The 19103-nt window shown below is 62.0% G+C and carries 20 protein-coding genes; 14 read left to right on the plus strand and 6 right to left on the minus strand.

All coding sequences use genetic code 11. The features are described from left to right. The first annotated feature begins 39 nt into the window (after positions 1 to 39). From E4M07_RS05010 to E4M07_RS05050, 9 genes are all read left to right on the plus strand, one after another. A complete protein-coding gene (locus E4M07_RS05010; protein ID WP_136657166.1) occupies positions 40 to 1131 on the plus strand; it encodes an ABC transporter ATP-binding protein in 1092 nt (363 codons plus the stop codon). Between the two features lie 44 nt (positions 1132 to 1175). Next, positions 1176 to 1376 carry a twin-arginine translocase TatA/TatE family subunit gene (locus tag E4M07_RS05015; protein ID WP_136657167.1) on the plus strand — a complete coding sequence of 67 codons (201 nt, stop codon included), beginning with the start codon at positions 1176 to 1178 and terminating at the stop codon, positions 1374 to 1376. Positions 1377 to 1453: 77 nt separating this feature from the next. Further along, positions 1454 to 2074, plus strand: a complete 621-nt coding sequence (tatB, locus tag E4M07_RS05020; RefSeq protein WP_136657168.1) for a Sec-independent protein translocase protein TatB — start codon at positions 1454 to 1456, stop codon at positions 2072 to 2074. Then, on the plus strand, positions 2071 to 2916 hold the full coding sequence (tatC, locus tag E4M07_RS05025; RefSeq protein WP_136657169.1) for a twin-arginine translocase subunit TatC: 846 nt from the start codon (positions 2071 to 2073) through the stop codon (positions 2914 to 2916). Before tatB ends, tatC begins: the two co-directional genes overlap by 4 nt. Positions 2917 to 2999: 83 nt before the next feature. Further along, positions 3000 to 4283, plus strand: a complete 1284-nt coding sequence (gene serS, locus E4M07_RS05030; protein WP_136657170.1) for a serine--tRNA ligase — start codon at positions 3000 to 3002, stop codon at positions 4281 to 4283. A 29-nt stretch (positions 4284 to 4312) separates the two neighbouring features. Next, positions 4313 to 5068, plus strand: coding sequence for a 5'/3'-nucleotidase SurE (surE, locus tag E4M07_RS05035; protein WP_136657171.1), 756 nt, complete (start codon positions 4313 to 4315; stop codon positions 5066 to 5068). Then, positions 5065 to 5718, plus strand: coding sequence for a protein-L-isoaspartate(D-aspartate) O-methyltransferase (locus tag E4M07_RS05040; protein WP_136657172.1), 654 nt, complete (start codon positions 5065 to 5067; stop codon positions 5716 to 5718). The genes surE and E4M07_RS05040 overlap by 4 nt, the downstream gene beginning before the upstream one ends. A 146-nt stretch (positions 5719 to 5864) precedes the next feature. Further along, positions 5865 to 7502 (plus strand): LysM peptidoglycan-binding domain-containing M23 family metallopeptidase, encoded by a 1638-nt coding sequence (locus E4M07_RS05045; RefSeq protein WP_169054090.1) that lies wholly within the window; start codon positions 5865 to 5867, stop codon positions 7500 to 7502. A gap of 243 nt (positions 7503 to 7745) precedes the next feature. Beyond that, on the plus strand, positions 7746 to 9569 hold the full coding sequence (locus E4M07_RS05050; protein WP_169054091.1) for an adenylate/guanylate cyclase domain-containing protein: 1824 nt from the start codon (positions 7746 to 7748) through the stop codon (positions 9567 to 9569). An 18-nt stretch (positions 9570 to 9587) separates the two neighbouring features. On the opposite strand, the gene E4M07_RS05055 is transcribed toward E4M07_RS05050, so the two are convergent. Next, entirely contained in the window at positions 9588 to 10472 is an 885-nt protein-coding gene (locus E4M07_RS05055) for an ATP-binding protein (protein WP_136657175.1), read from the minus strand. Between the two features lie 179 nt (positions 10473 to 10651). On the opposite strand from E4M07_RS05055, the gene yajC reads away from it, so the two are divergent. From yajC to E4M07_RS05080, 5 genes are all read left to right on the plus strand, one after another. Beyond that, positions 10652 to 10993, plus strand: coding sequence for a preprotein translocase subunit YajC (gene yajC, locus E4M07_RS05060; RefSeq protein WP_136657176.1), 342 nt, complete (start codon positions 10652 to 10654; stop codon positions 10991 to 10993). Positions 10994 to 11068: 75 nt separating this feature from the next. Further along, positions 11069 to 13636 (plus strand): protein translocase subunit SecDF, encoded by a 2568-nt coding sequence (gene secDF, locus E4M07_RS05065; RefSeq protein WP_136657177.1) that lies wholly within the window; start codon positions 11069 to 11071, stop codon positions 13634 to 13636. A 4-nt stretch (positions 13637 to 13640) separates the two neighbouring features. Beyond that, positions 13641 to 14027, plus strand: coding sequence for an Mth938-like domain-containing protein (locus tag E4M07_RS05070; RefSeq protein WP_136657178.1), 387 nt, complete (start codon positions 13641 to 13643; stop codon positions 14025 to 14027). Positions 14028 to 14037: 10 nt separating this feature from the next. Next, positions 14038 to 14895 carry a phytoene/squalene synthase family protein gene (locus E4M07_RS05075; RefSeq protein ID WP_136657179.1) on the plus strand — a complete coding sequence of 286 codons (858 nt, stop codon included), beginning with the start codon at positions 14038 to 14040 and terminating at the stop codon, positions 14893 to 14895. A 63-nt stretch (positions 14896 to 14958) separates the two neighbouring features. After that, positions 14959 to 15435, plus strand: a complete 477-nt coding sequence (locus E4M07_RS05080; RefSeq protein WP_136657180.1) for a hypothetical protein — start codon at positions 14959 to 14961, stop codon at positions 15433 to 15435. On the opposite strand, the gene E4M07_RS05085 is transcribed toward E4M07_RS05080, so the two are convergent. The 5 genes from E4M07_RS05085 to E4M07_RS05105 all read right to left on the minus strand — a co-directional run bounded on the left by E4M07_RS05085 (position 15421) and on the right by E4M07_RS05105 (position 18864). Further along, a complete protein-coding gene (locus E4M07_RS05085; RefSeq protein WP_206057173.1) occupies positions 15421 to 16266 on the minus strand; it encodes a crotonase/enoyl-CoA hydratase family protein in 846 nt (281 codons plus the stop codon). The two genes, E4M07_RS05080 and E4M07_RS05085, sit on opposite strands and share 15 nt — an antisense overlap. A 9-nt stretch (positions 16267 to 16275) precedes the next feature. After that, positions 16276 to 17694, minus strand: coding sequence for a methylenetetrahydrofolate--tRNA-(uracil(54)-C(5))-methyltransferase (FADH(2)-oxidizing) TrmFO (gene trmFO, locus E4M07_RS05090; RefSeq protein ID WP_136657181.1), 1419 nt, complete (start codon positions 17692 to 17694; stop codon positions 16276 to 16278). A 164-nt stretch (positions 17695 to 17858) separates the two neighbouring features. Beyond that, a complete protein-coding gene (locus E4M07_RS05095) occupies positions 17859 to 18005 on the minus strand; it encodes a DUF1127 domain-containing protein (protein ID WP_136657182.1) in 147 nt (48 codons plus the stop codon). Between the two features lie 277 nt (positions 18006 to 18282). Then, positions 18283 to 18426 (minus strand): DUF1127 domain-containing protein, encoded by a 144-nt coding sequence (locus E4M07_RS05100; protein WP_136657183.1) that lies wholly within the window; start codon positions 18424 to 18426, stop codon positions 18283 to 18285. Positions 18427 to 18720: 294 nt separating this feature from the next. After that, on the minus strand, positions 18721 to 18864 hold the full coding sequence (locus tag E4M07_RS05105) for a DUF1127 domain-containing protein (RefSeq protein WP_136657184.1): 144 nt from the start codon (positions 18862 to 18864) through the stop codon (positions 18721 to 18723). Positions 18865 to 19103 lie beyond the last annotated feature (239 nt).

Genomic DNA, 19103 nt, shown 5'->3' on the forward strand with positions numbered 1-19103 from the left:
CGGCCGAACCCGCTCTAAGTCCAGGACAGAAGGCAGCAGTTGACTCCAGCTTCAGCACAATTTCGCGTACAGCCGAGCGCCGGCGTGACTTTCGCCGCCGACCTGGCATTCGAGAATATCAGGCACGACTACCAGGGCCAGTCGACGCTCGACGGCGTATCGCTGGAAGCGGCGCCGGGGGAGGTGCTGTGCCTACTGGGGCCGTCCGGCTCCGGCAAGACGACCCTGTTGCGACTGGCGGCGGGCCTGGAAGTGCCGCGCGAAGGGCGCATATTGCTGAACGGCCAGGAAGTCTCCGGACCGCACGTTTTCGTTCCACCGGAACGGCGGGGCGTCGGGCTGATGTTCCAGGATTTTGCGCTGTTTCCCCATATGACCGTCTTCGAGAATGTATGCTTCGGCCTGAATGCCCTGTCCGAGGCGGAGGCAAAAGAAGAGGCAACGGTCGCGCTGGAAAGGGTCGGGCTTACACATTACTCCGACCAGTATCCGCATGCCCTGTCCGGGGGCGAGCAGCAGCGGGTTGCGCTGGCCCGGGCGCTGTCGCCGCGCCCGTCGGTCCTGTTGATGGACGAACCATTCTCGGGCCTGGACTCGCGCCTGAGAGACACGGTCCGCAACGAGACCCTGGACATTTTGCGGCAAACGCGGGCGACCGCGTTGATGGTAACCCACGATGCCGAAGAGGCCATGCGCGTCGCTGACAGGATCGCGCTGCTGAAGGACGGGCGGCTGATCCAGGTTGGGTCGGCCGAGGACCTTTACTGCAACCCGGTAGACCTTTTCACCGCGGCTTTCTTTTCGGAGCTGAACGTGTTTGACGCCAGGGTTCGCCAAGGACGCGTCGAAACACCGCTTGGTACGTTCAAGGCGAACGGCGCCCGCGAGGGAGACCGGCTGGAGGTTGCCGTCAGGCTTCCCAGCGTCGAGGTCAGGGAGCGGGACGGCGACATTCCGGCGCGTGTGGTGTTCCGGCGTTTTCTGGGTGTGGTTGAACAGCTGGGCCTTGCCGTGCCGGGCACCGAGCAGGTGATACAGGCCAGATTGAAGGCCGGGCAACTGCCGACAGGATTGCGCGAGGTGATGCTTTGCGTTAACGACCATGACATAATGATGTTTGAAAGTGGGTAGAAAGAACCTACATCAGTCGATGAGATCCTCAGGGAGAAAAGAGTATGGGTAGTTTTAGCATTTGGCACTGGCTGATCGTGCTGGTCGTGGTGCTGTTGCTGTTTGGCCGAGGCAAGATTCCGGAACTGATGGGCGACGTTGCGAAGGGCATCAAGAACTTCCGCAAGGGCATGGGCGAAGAGGAGCCCTCCGAAAACGCCAAGACGGTTGAACACAAGGCCGATGAAAAAGCGGAAAAAAGCTGACCGGGGCGCAGCCACAGGATAATACGCTTTCTTCACATGCATGTTGACCGCGGCAAACGCTGCGGGGAGGCACATCTATGTTGGATCTTGGCTGGCCGGAACTTCTGGTCGTAGCGCTGGTGCTGATCATTGTCGTCGGGCCGAAGGACCTGCCGGGAATGCTGCGCACGTTCGGGCGCACGACGCGCAAGCTCCGCTCCATGGCCGGCGAGTTCCGCAGCCAGTTTGACGAGGCGCTCAAGGAAGCCGAACTGGAAGACGTCAAGAATGTCCTTGACGAGGCCAAGCAGCTCAATCCCAAGAACATCCTGAAAGAGGCGATCGATCCGATCCGTGACGCCGGAAAGGAAATCAAGGCGGACCTCGACAAGGCCATGAGGGAGCCGGCTGAACCGGCCAAGCCCGAGCTAGCGGCGACGAATGTAAAATCGGAACCGGGTTCCGACAAAGCGCCGAAACCGGCCGGCAAGAAAGCAGCCAAATCCGCGAAGAAGCCTTCCACCGGCAAAGCGGCGTCCAAGACCGCGAAAACCGGAGCCGGGAAGCCGGCTCGGAGTACGACGCGAAAGCCCGCCGCGAAGAAAACAAACAGCACGGCAAAGCCGGCGTCTGAGGCGAAAAAACCGGCACGGCGCGCGGCGACCCGCAAGGCTGCCCCGGCTGCCAAGGCCGCGAAATCCAGCGGAGACACCGCGTGACAACCGAGGAACTGGACGACACGGCGCAGCCGCTGCTTGCGCATCTGATCGAGCTGCGCCAGCGCCTGATGTGGGCCGTGGGCGGTTTTTTTGTCGCCTTTCTGATCTGCTTCTTCTTTGCCAAACAGATATTCAACCTGCTGGTGGTGCCGTTTTCCTGGGCCGTCGAATGGGCCGGACTCGAGGGACGCCAGATCGAGCTCATCTACACCGCGCCGCAGGAGTTCTTCTTCACCCAGATCAAGATCGCCATGTTCGGCGGCCTTGTCATCGCGTTTCCGATGATCGCGGCACAGGTCTACAAGTTCGTGGCGCCGGGTCTCTACAAGAACGAGCGGTCGGCGTTCCTGCCCTTCCTGATCGCTTCTCCGCTGCTGTTCCTGCTTGGCGGCGCGCTGGTCTACCTGTTCTTCACGCCGATGGTGCTGTGGTTCTTCCTGTCCATGGAGCAGCCGGCGGAAGGCGGCAAGGTGGCGATCGAACTGCTGCCGAAGGTCTCGGAATATCTTGACCTGATCATGACCTTGATCTTCGCCTTCGGCCTGGTCTTCCAGTTGCCGGTTGTCACGACACTGCTGGCGCGCGTCGGACTGGTCACAGCGGACGGGCTTGCGTCCAAACGCAAATACGCCATCGTTGCCGCTTTTATCGCCGCCGCCATATTGACCCCGCCCGATCCGGCGAGCCAGATCGGTCTTGCACTTCCCACCATCCTTCTCTACGAGATTGCCATCTATGCAGCCCGACTCGTGGAAAAACGGCGCGCCGAGAGCGAGGCGGAGGATGAATCCGACGCGCAGTCGGACGACAAGGACGCATCCTCCGAGGCCTCCACTCCCTAGCGGCGGAATTCCGGTGTCCGAGACCGGTTCTGCAAGATGACATTCGATCACTTCGCCTGAAACGAAGGCTCTAGGCCACGACCATGCTTGATATCAAATGGATACGCGAAAACGCCGGTGCGCTCGATGCGGCCCTAGGCAACCGGGGCGCAGAGCCCGCGGCGGCTGAACTGATCAGGATTGACGAGGAGCGCCGCCAACACGTGCAGAAGCTGCAGGACATGCAGGCACGCAGAAACGCGGCGTCCAAGGAAATCGGCGCCGCGATGGGACGCAAGGACCTTGAGACGGCCGATAAACTCAAGGCCGAGGTCGCCGAATTGAAATCTGCGCTGCAGGCCGCCGAGGAAGAGGCGCGGGTCCTCGACACGCAGCTGGAGGACGCGCTGGCCGCCATACCGAACATACCGCTCGACGATGTCCCGGTGGGCACCGACGAGGCGGACAATGTCGTCGAGCGGACAGTGGGCGAGAAACCCGGCTGGAACCACGCCGCCCTGGAGCATTTCGATATCGGTGAAGCGCTCGGCCAGATGGATTTCGAGACCGCTTCGCGGCTCTCCGGCAGCCGCTTCGTGGTGCTGCGGAGCCAGCTTGCGCGCCTCGAACGCGCGCTTGGACAATTCATGCTCGACCTGCACACGAGCGAGCATGGCTATACGGAGGTCCAGCCTCCGCTGCTGGTGCGTGACGAAGTCGCCTTCGGCACCGGCCAGCTCCCCAAATTTGCCGACGACCTGTTCCACACGACCGATGGCCGCTGGCTGATCCCGACGGCGGAGGTTTCGCTGACAAATCTGGTGCGCGAGGAAATTCTCGAGCACGAACAACTGCCGCTGCGCTTCACGGCACTGACGCCGTGTTTCCGGCTTGAAGCCGGTGCCGCCGGCCGCGATACGCGCGGCATGCTGCGCCAGCACCAGTTCAACAAGGTCGAGCTGGTTTCGATCACCGATGCCGACACGTCGGGGGATGAACTGGAGCGCATGACGTCCTGCGCCGAAGAGGTGTTGAAGCGCCTCGGCCTGCACTACCGCGTCATGGCGCTGTGCACCGGCGATATGGGCTTTGCGGCGCGCAAGACCTATGACCTTGAGGTCTGGCTGCCGGGGCAGGGCGCCTATCGCGAGATTTCGTCCTGCTCGGTTTGCGGTGATTTCCAGGCACGCCGCATGCAGTCGCGGTACCGTAGGGCGGGTGAAAAAGGTGTTCAGTTCGCGCACACGCTCAACGGTTCGGGCGTCGCCGTGGGGCGCGCGCTGATCGCGGTCATGGAAAACTATCTCAACGAGGACGGATCCGTCACGGTGCCCGATGCTCTGCTGCCCTATATGGGAGGGCTGACACGCATCGAGCGTGGCGATTGACGGGAACGTAGCGGGAAAGAGATGTTCGGATGCGGATACTGCTGACCAATGATGACGGGATCCACGCGGAGGGTCTCGCCGTGCTTGAGCGCATCGCGCGAACCCTGTCGGATGATATTTGGGTGGTGGCGCCGGAAACCGACCAGAGCGGTCTTGCGCATTCGCTGACACTTTCGGAGCCCTTGCGGCTGCGCGAGGTGTCGGACCGGCACTACGCGCTTCGCGGAACGCCGACCGATTGCGTCATCATGGGCGTGCGGGACGTGATGGATGCGCCGCCGGATCTTGTCCTTTCCGGGGTGAATGACGGGGTCAACGTCGCCGATGGCGTCACCTATTCCGGCACCGTCGCGGGCGCCATCGAAGGCACGCTCCTGGGTATCCGCTCGATTGCCCTGAGCCAGGCCTACAAGTGGGACGACGGGCGCATCGTGCCTTGGGAGACGACCGAGGCCGTGGCACCGGAATTGCTGAGCAAACTCATTGACATAGACCTGCCCGCGGGCACCTTTTTGAATGTCAATTTTCCCTACAGCCGGCCCGAGGACATCGACGGTATCGCGGTGACGTCGCAGGGAAAGCTGGTTCACGGAATTGATCTGGACCGCCGCGAGGATGCCCGTGGCGTTCCTTACTACTGGCTTCGGTTTTCTCACAGGACCAAGGAGTTCAAGGCCGGCACGGATCTGGAAGCCCTGGGCGACAACAAGATCTCGATAACGCCGCTCAAGTTGGATTTCACCGACTATTCCGTCCAGCAGCGGATTGCGGAGGCCCTTGGTTGAACGGCGCCCTGAGTGAAAAAGAAGGATTAGCATCGCTCGTTCTGCGGCTGCGCGCGGAAGGCATTGCTGACAATCGCCTCGTTGCGGCGGTCGAACAGACGCCGCGCAGCATGTTCACGCCGCCTGCCTATCTGGACCTCGCTTATTCGCCGCGCAGTATTCCCATCGAATGCGGCGAGTACATGGAGGGGGCCGATCTCAGCCTGCGTCTCCTGCACAACATGGAGCTCGAGGCAGGCCAGCGCGTCCTCGAAGTGGGCACGGGTTCCGGTTTTACAGCCGCCGCGATGTCGCGGATCGTCGAGCGGGTCGTGACGGTCGACCGCTACCGGACCCTGTCGCAATATGCCGCGCAGCGGTTCTCCCGTCTCGGCTTCTCCAACATCGTCGTGGAAACCGGCGACGGTCAGGAACGCACGCCGCAGGAAGGCACGTTCGACCGTATCCTGGTCACGGCGGCGTTCAACGACATGCCCCGCGCCTTTGCCGAACGGTTGGTCTCGGGCGGAAAAATGATCGCGGCGATCGGCGAGGCCGACCAGCCGCAGACCGTTGTCCGGCTGACGAAGATCGGCAGCCGCTTCGAAAAGGAAGATCTGTTTCCGGTCCGCTTCCAGCCGCTGTTGAAGGGCGGTGCGGCGGTCCTTTGATGCCGCCTCGCGGCCGTCAGCATTTTACCGATTCCCGGCAAAACAGGTGATTCAGGCCATTGAAAATTTCACAATCGGCTTAACCCGGCAGTAACCTTAACTCAGTTAAATGGGCCCGTGTTGTTTTGCGTACATGGGCTCGTATGATGCGTATCAGACTATCAGCCATCTCGTCGAAATCCGCCAGACGGCTGGCGGGCGCTGTCTGTTTGGCAAGCCTTGCCGCAGGCTGCAGCTCGGAGGCAACGCGCTTCGACCACGGCCTGTTTACCGGCACCGTGCCGGAGCCAGTCGGAGAAAGAAACGCAGCGCGCGCGCCCGTTGAGGGGCCGGCCCCAGGCGAGCCGGCGCTGGCGCAGCCCTATCCCGGGGATACCGCGCCCGGCTATGACCGCACCTACACTGGATCGATCGCGCAGCCTTATCCGGCAACCAGCCAGCAGCAGCCCGTCTTTGTGCCGCAGCCCGCGGTGGAGCGCAGGCCGCTGCGGCAGGCACCGGCCATCGAGCCGCCCGTCCAGGACGTGAAACTGGCGCCGGTGCCCGTGGTTTCACCCAGATCAGCACCGCGCCCGACAGAGACCAGGACGGTCGAAATACCTGTTCAGCGGATCCCGACCCCGGTCTCGGCGCCCAAACACTATGCGTCGTATGAGCCGGACCCGATCATCACCGGGACGACGCCGACGAGCGCCGCGGCGCGCAATCATGCTTCGTCCGATACAATCGGCGGCTGGACAACCACCGGCGGAACGCGCGTCAAGATCGCGCCGGGAGAAACGCTCTACAACCTGTCGCGGCGTTACGGCGTGCCGGCCCGCGAAATCATGAAGGCCAACAACATCGCCGACCCATCGAGGGTCAACGCCGGCCAAGTCGTCATCATCCCGACCTACGTCTATTCGCGCACGACACCGGTTTCCGCGCCCGACAACAATCCGAAGACCCGGGCCGCACGTGCGAGCATCGGTTACCAAGGCGAGGCGCAGCCGGGCAACGTACCCGTTCCGACGCCGGCGCCGGCCCGCCAGCAGGTCGCCGTTTTGCCGAAGGCTCCGACGCCAAGGCCGACCACGCAGCTGTTTACGGCAAACAATGCCGCCTCGGAGCGAAACGGCGAGCCCGTGTCGCGTGAAACCTACAAGGTTCAGCCCGGCGATTCCCTGAGTACAATCGCCTCGCGCGCCGGTATCAGTGTCAACGCGCTCAAGAATGCCAACGGCCTTGACAATTCGACGATCAGGATAGGGCAAACCCTGGTCGTGCCGCGTTCAGGCGGCCGTGTCGATGGCCTGCAGACCGCCAGCGTTCCGGCCAATGGCGACGCGGCATCGACGGTCAAAAGTTACGCCGACGACAGGCCGGTGCAGGCAACCACCGTCGCGACTCCGACGCCGAAAACCACCGGGATCGACAAGCTGAGATGGCCGGCGCGGGGTCAGATCATGAGCTCGTTCGGCTCGGTTGACGGCGGAGCGCGAAACGACGGGATCGATATCTCCCTTCCCAAGGGAACGCCGGTCAAGGCCGCGGAAAACGGTGTTGTGATCTATGCGGGCACCGGCCTCAAGGAGTTCGGCAAGACGGTGCTCGTGCGTCATGGAAACGGATTGGTGAGCGTTTACGGTCACGCGAGCGAACTGATTGTGGAGCGCGGCGACCAGGTCTCGCGGGGTCAGGTTGTGGCGCTGTCTGGAATGAGCGGGCAGGCGACCCGTCCCAAGCTGCACTTCGAGATCAGGAAAGACGCCAAACCTGTCGATCCGCTGACATATCTCGAATAGAGGCTCTCCAGTCTCAGGCAGGAAAGACCGGGTCCGTTGTTCCCTGCGGGCCCGGTTTTACGTTGTCCGGCGGAAAATGCGCGGAAATCCGTCGTTCCCCGGGACAAGCGGCATTGACGGGATTGCATTAAATTTCATTCATTTAGCGAATTGGAATTTTGCCTTTAGGGGAAAATGGGCGATCCTCGCCCGACCATTTTCAAAGCGAATCGGGCAAATGGCTGGTTCCGGAGCCGATACTTCATGAAAATTCCGCACAAGATATTTGGCATTGCGGCCCTGGTTTTTGTGATCATGGGCGCCTCAATCACCTATTCCACATACAAGCTCTATCTCGTCAGCAAGGAAGTGACAGACCTTGCCGAGGTCTTCATTCCGCTCTCCGACCGGATTGCCGAGATCGATCTGGAAATCGCGCAGCAGGAAATCCACGTCGAACGGCTCGAGAAGCATATGACCAGCATCAAGCTGATCGACGAGGAGCTTCAGGAACTGGCGTCGGGCATCGTGCCGAGACACCTTATCAGCGGATTCGAGACCATCGAGGAGAAGACCGAGCGGCTGGAGGCGGAGCGATCGGAACTGCAGACGGTCGTAGATCGGGAGCAGAGCGAGTTCGAGACGCGCGAGGCCAAGGTCGACGATGCAATCAAGCGGGCTGAGGCGCTCGTGGCTCAAGCTGTCAGCACCACCCATACGGAGGAGGGGCGCGACACACTCAAGACGCTGCTGCCGCAGTTGCAGTCGGTGGACCAGCAGCACTCGAACCTGCACGCGCAGCTAACCCTCTTGATCGAGGCATTCCGCCAGGACAGCCCGATGCGGTTCGAACTGGAGCGGCTTATCGAGCAGGAAGAGGACCAATTGGCCGCCCACATGCGCGAGACCTGGGAGACGATCGCCCGGTTCACGGAGAAAGCCGCGCTCAGCGCAGAGGAACATGAGCGGGAAGCGCTCTGGATCAATATTGTCCTGGCCGCGGTCTCCGGCGTTCTTGCGCTGATTCTGTGCAGCATCGTGATCAGGAACATGCTGAAGCCGCTGCGTGAGCTCATTGCCGGGACACACGAGGTCGAGGCGGGCAACCTGTCGGGGCATCTCGAGGCATCGACCAGCGACGAGATCGGCGATCTTGCCCGCAGCTTCAACGGAATGGTCGAGGGCCTGCGCAAAACCGAGGAAATCAAGGACACGTTCGGGCAATATGTCGATCCCCGGGTGGTTTCCGGCCTGATCGGCGATGCGAACACGGAACTCGTCAACGGCGAAAAGAAGGTGGTCTCGGTCTTCTTCGCCGATATTGCCAATTTCACCGGCATCTCGGAACGCTTCACGCCCGGCGGCCTGGTCAACTTGACCAACCGGTACCTGTCGATGATGTCGGAGCCGATCACCGAGCAGCACGGTCTGATCGACAAATATATCGGCGATGCGATCATGGCGTTCTGGACAACGCCGTTCTGCGAGGACGGCCGGCAGGCGTCGCTTGCGGTCGCCGCGGCACTGAAGGACGAAGCCCTTATCGAAACACTGCGCAAGGAACTGCCCGACCTGACGGGCCTGCGCCGCGACCTGCCGGAGGTCAATATGCGCATCGGCATCGCCACGGGCGAGGCGGTGGTGGGATCGATCGGTTCGGAGAAAACCAAGAACTATACCGTCATGGGCGACACGGTGAACCTCGGCGCGCGCCTGGAGGCGGCGAACAAGATTTACGGAACGAACGTGCTTGTGTGCAGCCGGACCTGTGCGATGGCCTCCGGGGAGTTCGAATTCCGGAAGATCGACAATCTGATCGTCAAGGGAAAGACAGAGCCGGTTTCCATTTACGAGCCGCTGGGTTGGCATTCTGCCCTGCGGGAATCGGCTATCGAGATCAAGGAACGTTTCGAAGAAGCGCTGGAGGCGTTCCGGATCGGAGACTGGATGAAGGCAGAGGCTGGCTTCAAAGGCTGCCGGGAGTTCGGCGATCCCGCCGCGGAAGCCTATCTGGACAGACTGGCGATCATCCGGCGGGAGGGTGCGCCGGATGACTGGCACGGCGTGTGGCAGCTGGAAGATAAATAATGCATTACGATCAACGGCTTACGGATCGCTGAAGCGCTTTCCGAGGCGGCCGGCAAGGTCCTGGATGTACTGCCAGGCAACACGTCCGGAGCGTGCGCCGCGCGTGGTTGCCCACTCGAGCGCCTCGGCGCGCAGCCGATCGTCATCGATTTCGAGCCCGTAGTATCTCGCGTAACCGTCGATCATCTCCAGGTATTCGTCCTGGCTGCATTTGTGAAAGCCGAGCCACAGGCCGAATCGATCCGACAGCGAGACCTTTTCCTCGACCGCTTCCGAAGGATTGATGGCGGTGGAGCGTTCGTTTTCCATCATGTCGCGCGGCATCAGATGACGGCGGTTGGATGTCGCGTAGAAGACAACATTCTCGGCGCGGCCCTCCAACCCGCCCTCAAGAGCGGCCTTGAGCGATTTGTAGGTGGTGTCATCGTGATCGAAGGACAGGTCGTCGCAAAATAGGATGAAGCGTTCCGGACGGTCGCGCAGCAGCGTCATCAGCTGCGGCAGGCTGTCGATGTCCTCGCGGTGGATTTCCACGAGTTTCAGCGGGTGCGAGGCATCGACCGGCCCTTCCTCGTTGATCGCCGCATGCGTCGCCTTCACCAGCGACGACTTGCCCATGCCGCGCGCGCCCCATAACAGCACATTGTTGGCCGGATAGCCCCCGGCAAAGCGCTGCGTGTTGTCGTGCAGAATGTCCCGGACGCGGTCGACACCGCGTATCAGGCCGATGTCGATGCGGTTGGGCTTGGCGACCGGTTGCAGGTATCCGCTGGCCGGTTCCCAGATGAAACAATCGGCCGCGGCAAAGTCGTTTGTCGCCTGCTGCGGCGTCCCGAGAGACTCGACCGCGGCCGTAAGCCTTTGGATTTCCTCAAGCAGATTTTGCAGTGTTGCCTTTGCCAAGACATTTCCCTTTTGTCGTCATCGCAAGGTGCGGTAGCACGAAGGCACGCATACGAAAAGGGTTGAGACCTCTCGTCGGCAGTTGCAATAGCGGCCGCGACACTATATCTGGCACAACAAAGGGCCGGTCGTGACCGCCTCGATGTCAATAATAGAGAATTCCCAAAAGGAGCCACTCGATGTTTGTAACACCGGCATATGCGCAGGCTGCAGGGGGTGGCGGCGGCGACATACTCGTGTCGATCATGCCGTTCATCCTGATTTTTGTTATCATGTATTTCCTGATCATCCGGCCGCAGCGCCAGCAGATGAAAAAGCGCCAGGAAATGCTGAACAACGTGCGGCGCGGCGACCAGGTGGTGACGGGTGGCGGTATTACCGGGAAGGTGACCAAGGTCGTCGACGACAACGAGGTCGAAGTCGAGATCGCCGATGGCCTGAAAGTCCGTGTCGTGCGCTCGCTTCTGGCTGACGTGAAAGTGAAGGGCGAGCCTGTCCAAGAATCGGCACAAAAAAAGTAAATCGATACGTGGCGTCAATCTATTGCCGCCAACAGTCGGTTGACTGGCATAATTGCCCGATGAGCTGAGAACGCAATGCTGTATTTTTCCCGCTGGAAAACCACCCTTATCTGGCTCGCCGTATTGGCAGGCGTTGTCTTTGCGGCGCCTAACCTGTTCACGCAGCAGCAACTCGCCGCGCTCCCGGACTGGCTGCCGAAAAAGCAACTGACACTCGGCCTCGACCTACAGGGCGGCTCGCACATCCTTTTGCGTATCGAGCGCGAGGATATCGAGAAGGAACGTCTCGAGACCCTGGTCGACGACATGCGGCGGCTGCTGCGCGATGAGGGTATCGGCTATACGGGCCTTTCCGGCAGCGGTATGTCCGCCCAGGCAAGAATACGCGATCCGGATAACATCGACCGCGCCAAGGAAGCGCTCTCCGAGCTGACGCAGCTTGTCAATGCCGGCCTGCTCGGTGGCGGCGCCATCCGCGAGGCGGAGCTTTCGGAGCCCGAGCCCGGGTTGCTGCGCATCACGCTGACCGAGGAGGGCATCAACAACCGGGTCTCCTCGGCCGTCTCGCAATCCATCGAGGTGGTGCGCCGACGGGTCGATGAACTCGGCACGACCGAACCGGTTATCGCGCGCCAGGGCGCCGACCGAATCCTGGTCCAGGTGCCCGGATTCGACGATCCCGAACGTCTCAAGCTGATCCTCAATCAGACGGCAAAGCTGACCTTCCACCTGGTCGACCGGTCCATGTCGGCGGAAGAAGCGTTGAACGGCAGACCGCCGGTAACATCCGAAATCGTTTTCTCGAACGACGATCCGCCGATCCCGTTCCTCCTGCAGAAACGGGCGCTGCTTTCCGGTGACAACCTGGTCGATGCGCAGGCCGGTTTCGACCAGCGCACCAACGAGCCGATCGTCACCTTCCGGTTTGACACGGCAGGAGCCCAGCGTTTCGGACAGGTCACCCAGCAGAATGTCGGCTACCCGTTCGCCATCGTGCTCGACGACGAAGTCATCACGGCGCCCGTCATCAATGAGCCGATCCTGGGCGGCAGCGGCCAGATTTCCGGCAACTTCACCGTTGAATCGGCCAACGACCTGGCGGTGTTGCTGCGCGCCGGTGCGCTGCCAGCAACGCTGACCGTGATGGAAGAGCGGACCGTCGGGCCTGGTCTCGGCGCCGATTCCATCGCCGCCGGCGAAACCGCCGGTATCATCGGCGCGATCCTGGTGGTCGCCTTCATCTTCGTCGCCTACGGTTTCCTCGGCCTGATCGCCAATCTGGCGCTGATCTTCAACGTGATCATGATCATCGCCGTTCTGACGGTCATCGGCGCGACGCTGACGCTGCCGGGCATTGCCGGTATTGTCCTGACGGTCGGCATGGCGGTCGACTCCAACGTGCTCATATACGAGCGCATACGCGAGGAACGGCGCGGCGGGCGCTCGCTCGTCCAGGCGATCGACGCCGGCTTCCAGCGGGCTTTCGGAACGATCCTCGACGCGAACATCACGACACTGATCGCCGCCGTGATCCTGTTCTACCTGGGATCGGGACCGGTGCGCGGCTTTGCGGTCACGCTGGCCATCGGTATCGTCACCACGGTCTTCACCGCCTTTACGGTCACCCGCTGGATGATTGCCGAATGGGTGCGCAGGCGTCGCCCCAAGCAGTTGCCCAATGGGCTTTTGACGGACCTCTTCAGCGGCGCACACTACCGCTTCATGTGGCTGCGCAAATTCACCTTCATGTTCAGCGCGGCGGCCGCGCTGGCGTCGCTTGTGCTTTTCGGCACAGTCGGCATGAACTACGGCATCGATTTCACCGGCGGGTCCGTCATCGAGGTGGAATCAAGATCCGGTGCAGCCAATGTCGGCGACATAAGGGGCAGGCTGTCCGGTCTCAATCTCGGCGATGTCCAGGTCCAGGAGTTCGGATCGCCCGAACATGTCCTGATCCGCGTGCAGTCGCAGGGCGCAGGCGAGAACGCCGAGCAGACGGTGGTCTCCAAGGTCCGTGCGGACCTCCAATCCGATTACAACATCGTTCGCGTGGAATCCGTCGGGCCGGTCGTCTCGGGCGAGCTGGCGCGCGCCGGCACCATCGCGCTTCTGGCCGCGCTTTTTGCGATCTTGATCTACATCTGGTTCCGCTTCGAGTGGCAGTTTGCGCTGGGGGCCATCATCGCGACCGTCAACGACGTGGTGCTGACTATCGGCATGTTTGCGATCACCCAGATCGAGTTCAACCTGTCGAGTATCGCCGCCGTGCTGACGATCATCGGCTATTCGCTCAACGATACGGTGGTGGTCTACGACCGCGTCAGGGAAAATCTCAGACGCTACAAGAAGATGCCGCTGCCCGACCTGCTCGACCTTTCTGTCAACCAGATGCTGTCGCGTACCGTGCTGACCTCGGTGACCACGCTGCTGGCGCTCTCGTCGCTGTTCATCTTCGGCGGAGAGGTGATCCGGTCCTTCACCTTCGCGATGATATTCGGCGTCGTCATCGGCACCTATTCGTCGATTTTCGTGGCGGCACCCGTGCTGATCCTCTTCAAGCTGCGCGGCGAGACGTTCCAGGCCGGCATGGGGTCCGGGGAGGACGACAAGGAAACCAAGGGGCCGGCGCCGGATACCGCGTGATGCGATGCGCAAAGGCATAGAAATTCGTGATGCGCATTTCCCGGACCGGGCGCCGATCGATGCCTATGGCAATGGCGGTTTCCGGTTCGCGGACATGTCGCACCGCGGTTCGCTGCTGTGCCTGCCTTCCGGGATCCACGGATGGGACGCCACTGAGGCGAGTGCGCTTGACCCGAAACTCTTCGCGCGCGTCCTCGAGGAAGCCGGCGATATCGAGGTGCTGCTTGTCGGCACCGGCACCGAAATCCGCCGCCTGCCGCCGGAACTGAAGATCCGGTTGCGGGATGCCGGCATCATTTCAGATCCGATGAACACCGGCGCTGCCGTGCGGACCTACAATGTCATGCTTGCGGAATCGCGCGCGGTTGCCGCGGCACTGATTGCGGTGTGAGCCGGCTCCGTTGGCCGAAAGCGAGATTCCACACCAGGATGCGTGCCTTGCCGCATTGCGCGCCGGCGACCGGGACCGCTATCTGTGCGCGCTGCTTACACCGCACGGCGCGCGCGGCGCCGTCAGCGCGCTCTATGGCTTCAATCTGGAGATAGCCCGCATACGCGAAAACATCACCGAGCCGACCATGGGCGAGGTTCGCCTGCAATGGTGGCGCGATTTCCTGGAAGGCAATCCGCACGGCGCGGCGCAGGCCAATCCGATCGCCGCCGCGCTGGCCGCGACCATCGACGCATACGGGCTTTCCGTTGCTCCGTTTCTCAACATGATCACCGCGCGGCAGTTCGATCTCTACGACGATCCGATGCCGGACCGGAACGCGTTCGAGGGGTATGCGGGCGAAACCGCGTCGACCCTGATCCAGCTTTGCATCGCCGTCCTTGACCGGGACGCTGCGAGCGGCTCGGCGGATGCCGCGGGTCATGCCGGTGTGGCGCAGCTCGTCGCCGGAACACTGCTGCTGCTCCCGGTGCACCGGTCCCGGGGACAGGTCTACATTCCGGGAGACATCCTGCGGGCGACAGGGCTCGACCGGGAGACGTTCCTCGCGGGGCAGGATGGACGCACGATTGGCCAGGCCCTGTCCGCCTATGTTTCGCTGGGCCGGGAACACCTGGCGGCTGCGCGAAAACAGTCGGATACGCTGCCGCCGGCCTGCTTTCCCGCCTTCCTGCCGCTTGCCATGGCCGAACCGGCGTTCGACCGTGCCGACCGGATGGGCGCGGCATTGCTCACGCAACCGCTCCAGTTGCCGCAGTGGCGGCGCCAGTTGCGCTACTGGCGTGCAGCGCGTCGCGGCAGGTTCTAGCGCGATTGTTAATCGCTCCGGCCGGCCGCATAATGGCGGTGTCTGATATCTGGATACGGAACAATGGAATTTCCGGACGGATTCTGGCTGCTCGCGGCCATCGTCGTCATCGGCGGCGCCATCGTCTTTTACCTGCGCCTGCGCCGCAGCGAGGCTGAGGCCGGCGATGGCATGGCCGATACCGGATCAGCCATTGTTACGTTCTCCCGTGCCTTTCCCGAACTTCCAGTCCGGAATGTCGTCATGACGAAGGACGGGCACAGCGCATTCCTGCGGCTTGCCGACGGCCGCGTCGGCTTCGTCGAGCACACGGCGCTGCATGCAGCGGCGCGCCTGCTTGAGCCTCGGGAGCTTGCGGTCGGTCCATCGTCCGACACGCGAACGGTCAATGTCGCGTTTCCCGGCGCGGCCGGTGGCAACGGACACTTCGAGTTCGCGAGCGTCGAGGACGCGGCCGAGGTTTCGCTGTGGCTCTGCGGCGAGTTCGCGGCAGCCGGGGCCGAGGCAACGGGACAGGCCGGGCATTCAGATCGCGAGTGAGTCCTCGGCAAGCAGATCTGCGAACGCGGCTTCCTTCCGGGCCATGGCCGCCTGGACCGCGTTCATCATGTCCTCCGGCCGCAGCATGCCGGCATTCCATGTCGCCATGTAGTCGAGGCCATCGACGACGCCGTGGTCGCGGCTGTAGGTCAGGTTGGCCTTGATGCCGGCCATCGCCAGCGGCGATTTGGAACTGATGCGGTCGCCGAGGGCAAGCGCCTGCTCAATTATCTGTTCGCGGCTATCAGCAACCGCGCTCAGCAATCCGATCCGCAGGGCCTCCTCAGCGTCAAAGCGCCGCCCCGTATAGGCAAGTTCGGCGGCGACGGCAGGCGCGATAAGCTTCGGCAGGCGTTGCAGCGTGCCGACATCGGCGGCCATGCCGATATTGATTTCCTCGATCGCAAAATAGGCGTCGCTGCTGGCGATGCGCATGTCGCAGGCCGAGATCATGTCGATGCCGCCGCCGATACAGGCACCGTGGATCGCGGCAATGACCGGGAAGCGCGCGCGCTCGATCGCGGTAAAGGCATCCTGCAACTGCATGATCTTCTTGCGGAACGCGAACGCCGCACGACCTGGTTCCTGCTGGAAGAGCGCCGCGATCGTGGAAAACGACGCCAGGTCCATGCCTCCGGAAAAGTGTTTGCCTTCGCCGGTCAGTATGGCCGCCCGCACGGTCTCATCGGCATCCAGCAAGCCGAGCAGGCGCGGCAACTCGGTCCAGAAATCCGGGGTCATGCCGTTGGCCTTCTGCGGCCGGTTCATGGAAAGCTGCACGACCGGGCCATGCCGCTGGACAAGAAAAAATGAGGAATCGAGTTCGGACAATGACGTCTCCTATTCCGCCGCGGCGGTGCTGTTGTCGACACCGAGCCAGCGACTGCAGTCGTTGAGCGCCCGCGCGGCGATGGCATGTTTCTTGGCCAGTGCCTTTTCCTTGCCGCGGAAGCGCTTGACGCCTTCCGGCTTGACGATTTCGACCGGCGGGAACAGGCCGAAGTTGACATTCATGGGCTGGAACGAACGCTTGCCGGGCTCGTCGTCGGCGGCAAGGTGGCCGCCGGTAATGTGGCCGATGAGCGCCCCGAACGCCGTTGTGGGGGGCGGCAGGGAGATGTCGCGGCCGAGCAGTTCACTGGCGGCGAAGCGCCCGGTCATGAGGCCGATGGCCGCCGACTCCACATATCCCTCGCAACCGGTGATCTGGCCGGCGAAACGCAGGCCCGGCCGGCCCTTGAGTTGCAGCGTTGTGTCGAGAAGCTGCGGCGAATTGATGTAGGTGTTGCGGTGCAGGCCGCCGAGGCGGGCAAACTCGGCATTCTGAAGTCCGGGAATCATCTGGAAGATGTCCTTCTGGGCCCCGTATTTCAGCTTGGTCTGGAATCCGACCATGTTGTAGAGCGTTCCGAGCGCGTTGTCCTGGCGAAGCTGGACGACCGCGTAGGGTTTGACGTCGGGATCGTGGGCGTTGGTCAGGCCCATCGGTTTCATTGGTCCGTGGCGCAGGGTCTCGCGGCCGCGCTCGGCCATGATCTCGATGGGCAGGCAGCCGTCGAAATAGGGCGTGCCCTCCCATTCTTTGAACTCGGTCTTCTCGCCCTCGAGCAGGGCATCGATGAAGGCGTTGTACTGAGCCTCGCTCATCGGGCAGTTGATGTAGTCCTTGCCGGTGCCGCCGGGGCCGACCTTGTCGTAGCGCGACTGGAACCAGCAGGTATCCATGTCGATGCTGTCGAAATGCACGATGGGCGCAATGGCGTCGAAAAAGGCGAGAGCCTCGGCGCCGGTCGCCTCGCGAATGGCCTCGGCCAGGGAAGGGGCGGTCAGCGGGCCCGTGGCGATGATGGACTGTTCCCAGTCGGCGGGCGGCAGGCCGGTGACCTCGCCGCGTTCGATGGTGATGAGCGGGTGCTCCTGGAGCGCTTTCGTCACGGCATCGGAAAAGCCGTCGCGGTCGACGGCGAGGGCGCTTCCGGCGGGAACCTGATGACGGTCGGCGCTCGCCATGATGAGCGAGTCGGCCAGGCGCATTTCCTGGTGCAGGACGCCGACGGCATTGGCGCGGCAATCATCGGAGCGGAAGGAGTTGGAACAGACCAGTTCGGCAAGACCGTCGGTCTTGTGGGCGTCGGTGCCGCGAACAGGGCGCATCTCGTGGAGGATCACCGGAACGCCCATGCGGGCCGCCTGCCAGGCGGCTTCGGAACCGGCGAGACCGCCGCCGATGACGTGAAGTGTCTTTTCGGTCTTTTTCATGCCGGCGGTTTTATCACTTTGACCGGCGTCGTCCAATCAAATGGGAGGGTCTGGTCCGTGGAGTGCGGCCGGATACAATTCGGGCGCCGAGCCGGTCGTAAAGTTCGTTGCCGTGACTTATCGAACCGGATCAGCGCCCCCAATAGGACCGCTGTCAGACATGGTCAGTATTTCGAAGCCTTGCGGGCATAATCGTCGATGGCGTAGCGGTCGACACCGATATCGCTGAGGACGCTGTCCGGCAGGTTGCGGAGCTGCTCAACGGTGCGGCGGTACTTGCGCCAGTTCTGGTAGTCTTTGAGGATGCTCATTTCTCTCTCCTTCCTCAGGGTTTGACAACACGCCCTATGTAGCGATTTCGCGCGGCTGAGTTAGTCCGTTTTCAGCAAACCAGCTATGCGAAAATTGCACTGCGCCGGCCGTGAATTCGGCCGATTCGTCAAAGGCCTGAGTAAAAGAAAACGCCCGCCGGGGGAGGAGGTCCGGCGGGCGTTTCAGGAAGGACTGGCGGCAAGATTGGGAGGAGGAGATGCCGCCAGCCTTATATCCGGGCCATGGGAGGAGGATTGGCCCGGTATTTTGTCTGCGTCAGTTGCCGCGGCGGGCAACGAAGGGAATGTCGCCGCGCGAAAGGCCGAGATCGTTCAGTTCCCGGTCGGACAGCCGGTACAGTTCGTTGCAGGTGTTGCGGTACTGGCGCCAGTTGTTGAATGACTGTTTCAGGGATACCATCTTTTTATCCTTCACTGTGTGGGGGCGGTGTGTCGTCACCGCGGTTTTTCGTTGAGCCCAATATAGGAACATCCGTTCCAATTGTGCAGTGCAATATTTGCAGATGCGCTATGCGTTTTTGCGAGGGTTTGCGACTGCCGGAACCGGCGATCGCGCAAAAAATAACGCCCGCCGGGGGAGGAGGTCCAGCGGGCGTCATTTATGTGGACTGACAGCTGGGAGGAGGAGTGCTGCCAGTCGATCCGCAGGGACATTGGGAGGAGGAGTATGTCCCGGCGAAACTCGGTGTTCTATTTACAGCGCCCGTCCGCGGGCGATATCGTCAATCTTGTCGCGAGCAATGCCCAGATCCGCCAGTTCGCGGTCTCCGAGGCGTTCCAGTGCCTCGCGGGTGCGGTTGTAGTTCCGCCACTTCTGGTATGTAAGCATCAAGTTCATGTCTTCAATCCCCCGTGTTGCTCGTTGCCGCAGTCGTATTGTCCACTTGGTAAAAATATAGTGGTTTCAAAAAAATTGTGCAGCGCAATATGCGCATAGGAGCTCTGCGTTTTTTGCATGGCAAGCCATGCAAGAACCGACACAAATCGCCGAATCGTTCCGTTTCCCCGTTCGATCCTGCGAAAGGGCAATTTCCACGAGGCGAGGGCCGGCGGGAAACCGCGATTTGCCGATTTTCC

It is taken from the genome of Nitratireductor sp. XY-223 (assembly GCF_004959855.1).
Classification (GTDB): domain Bacteria; phylum Pseudomonadota; class Alphaproteobacteria; order Rhizobiales; family Rhizobiaceae; genus Hoeflea_A.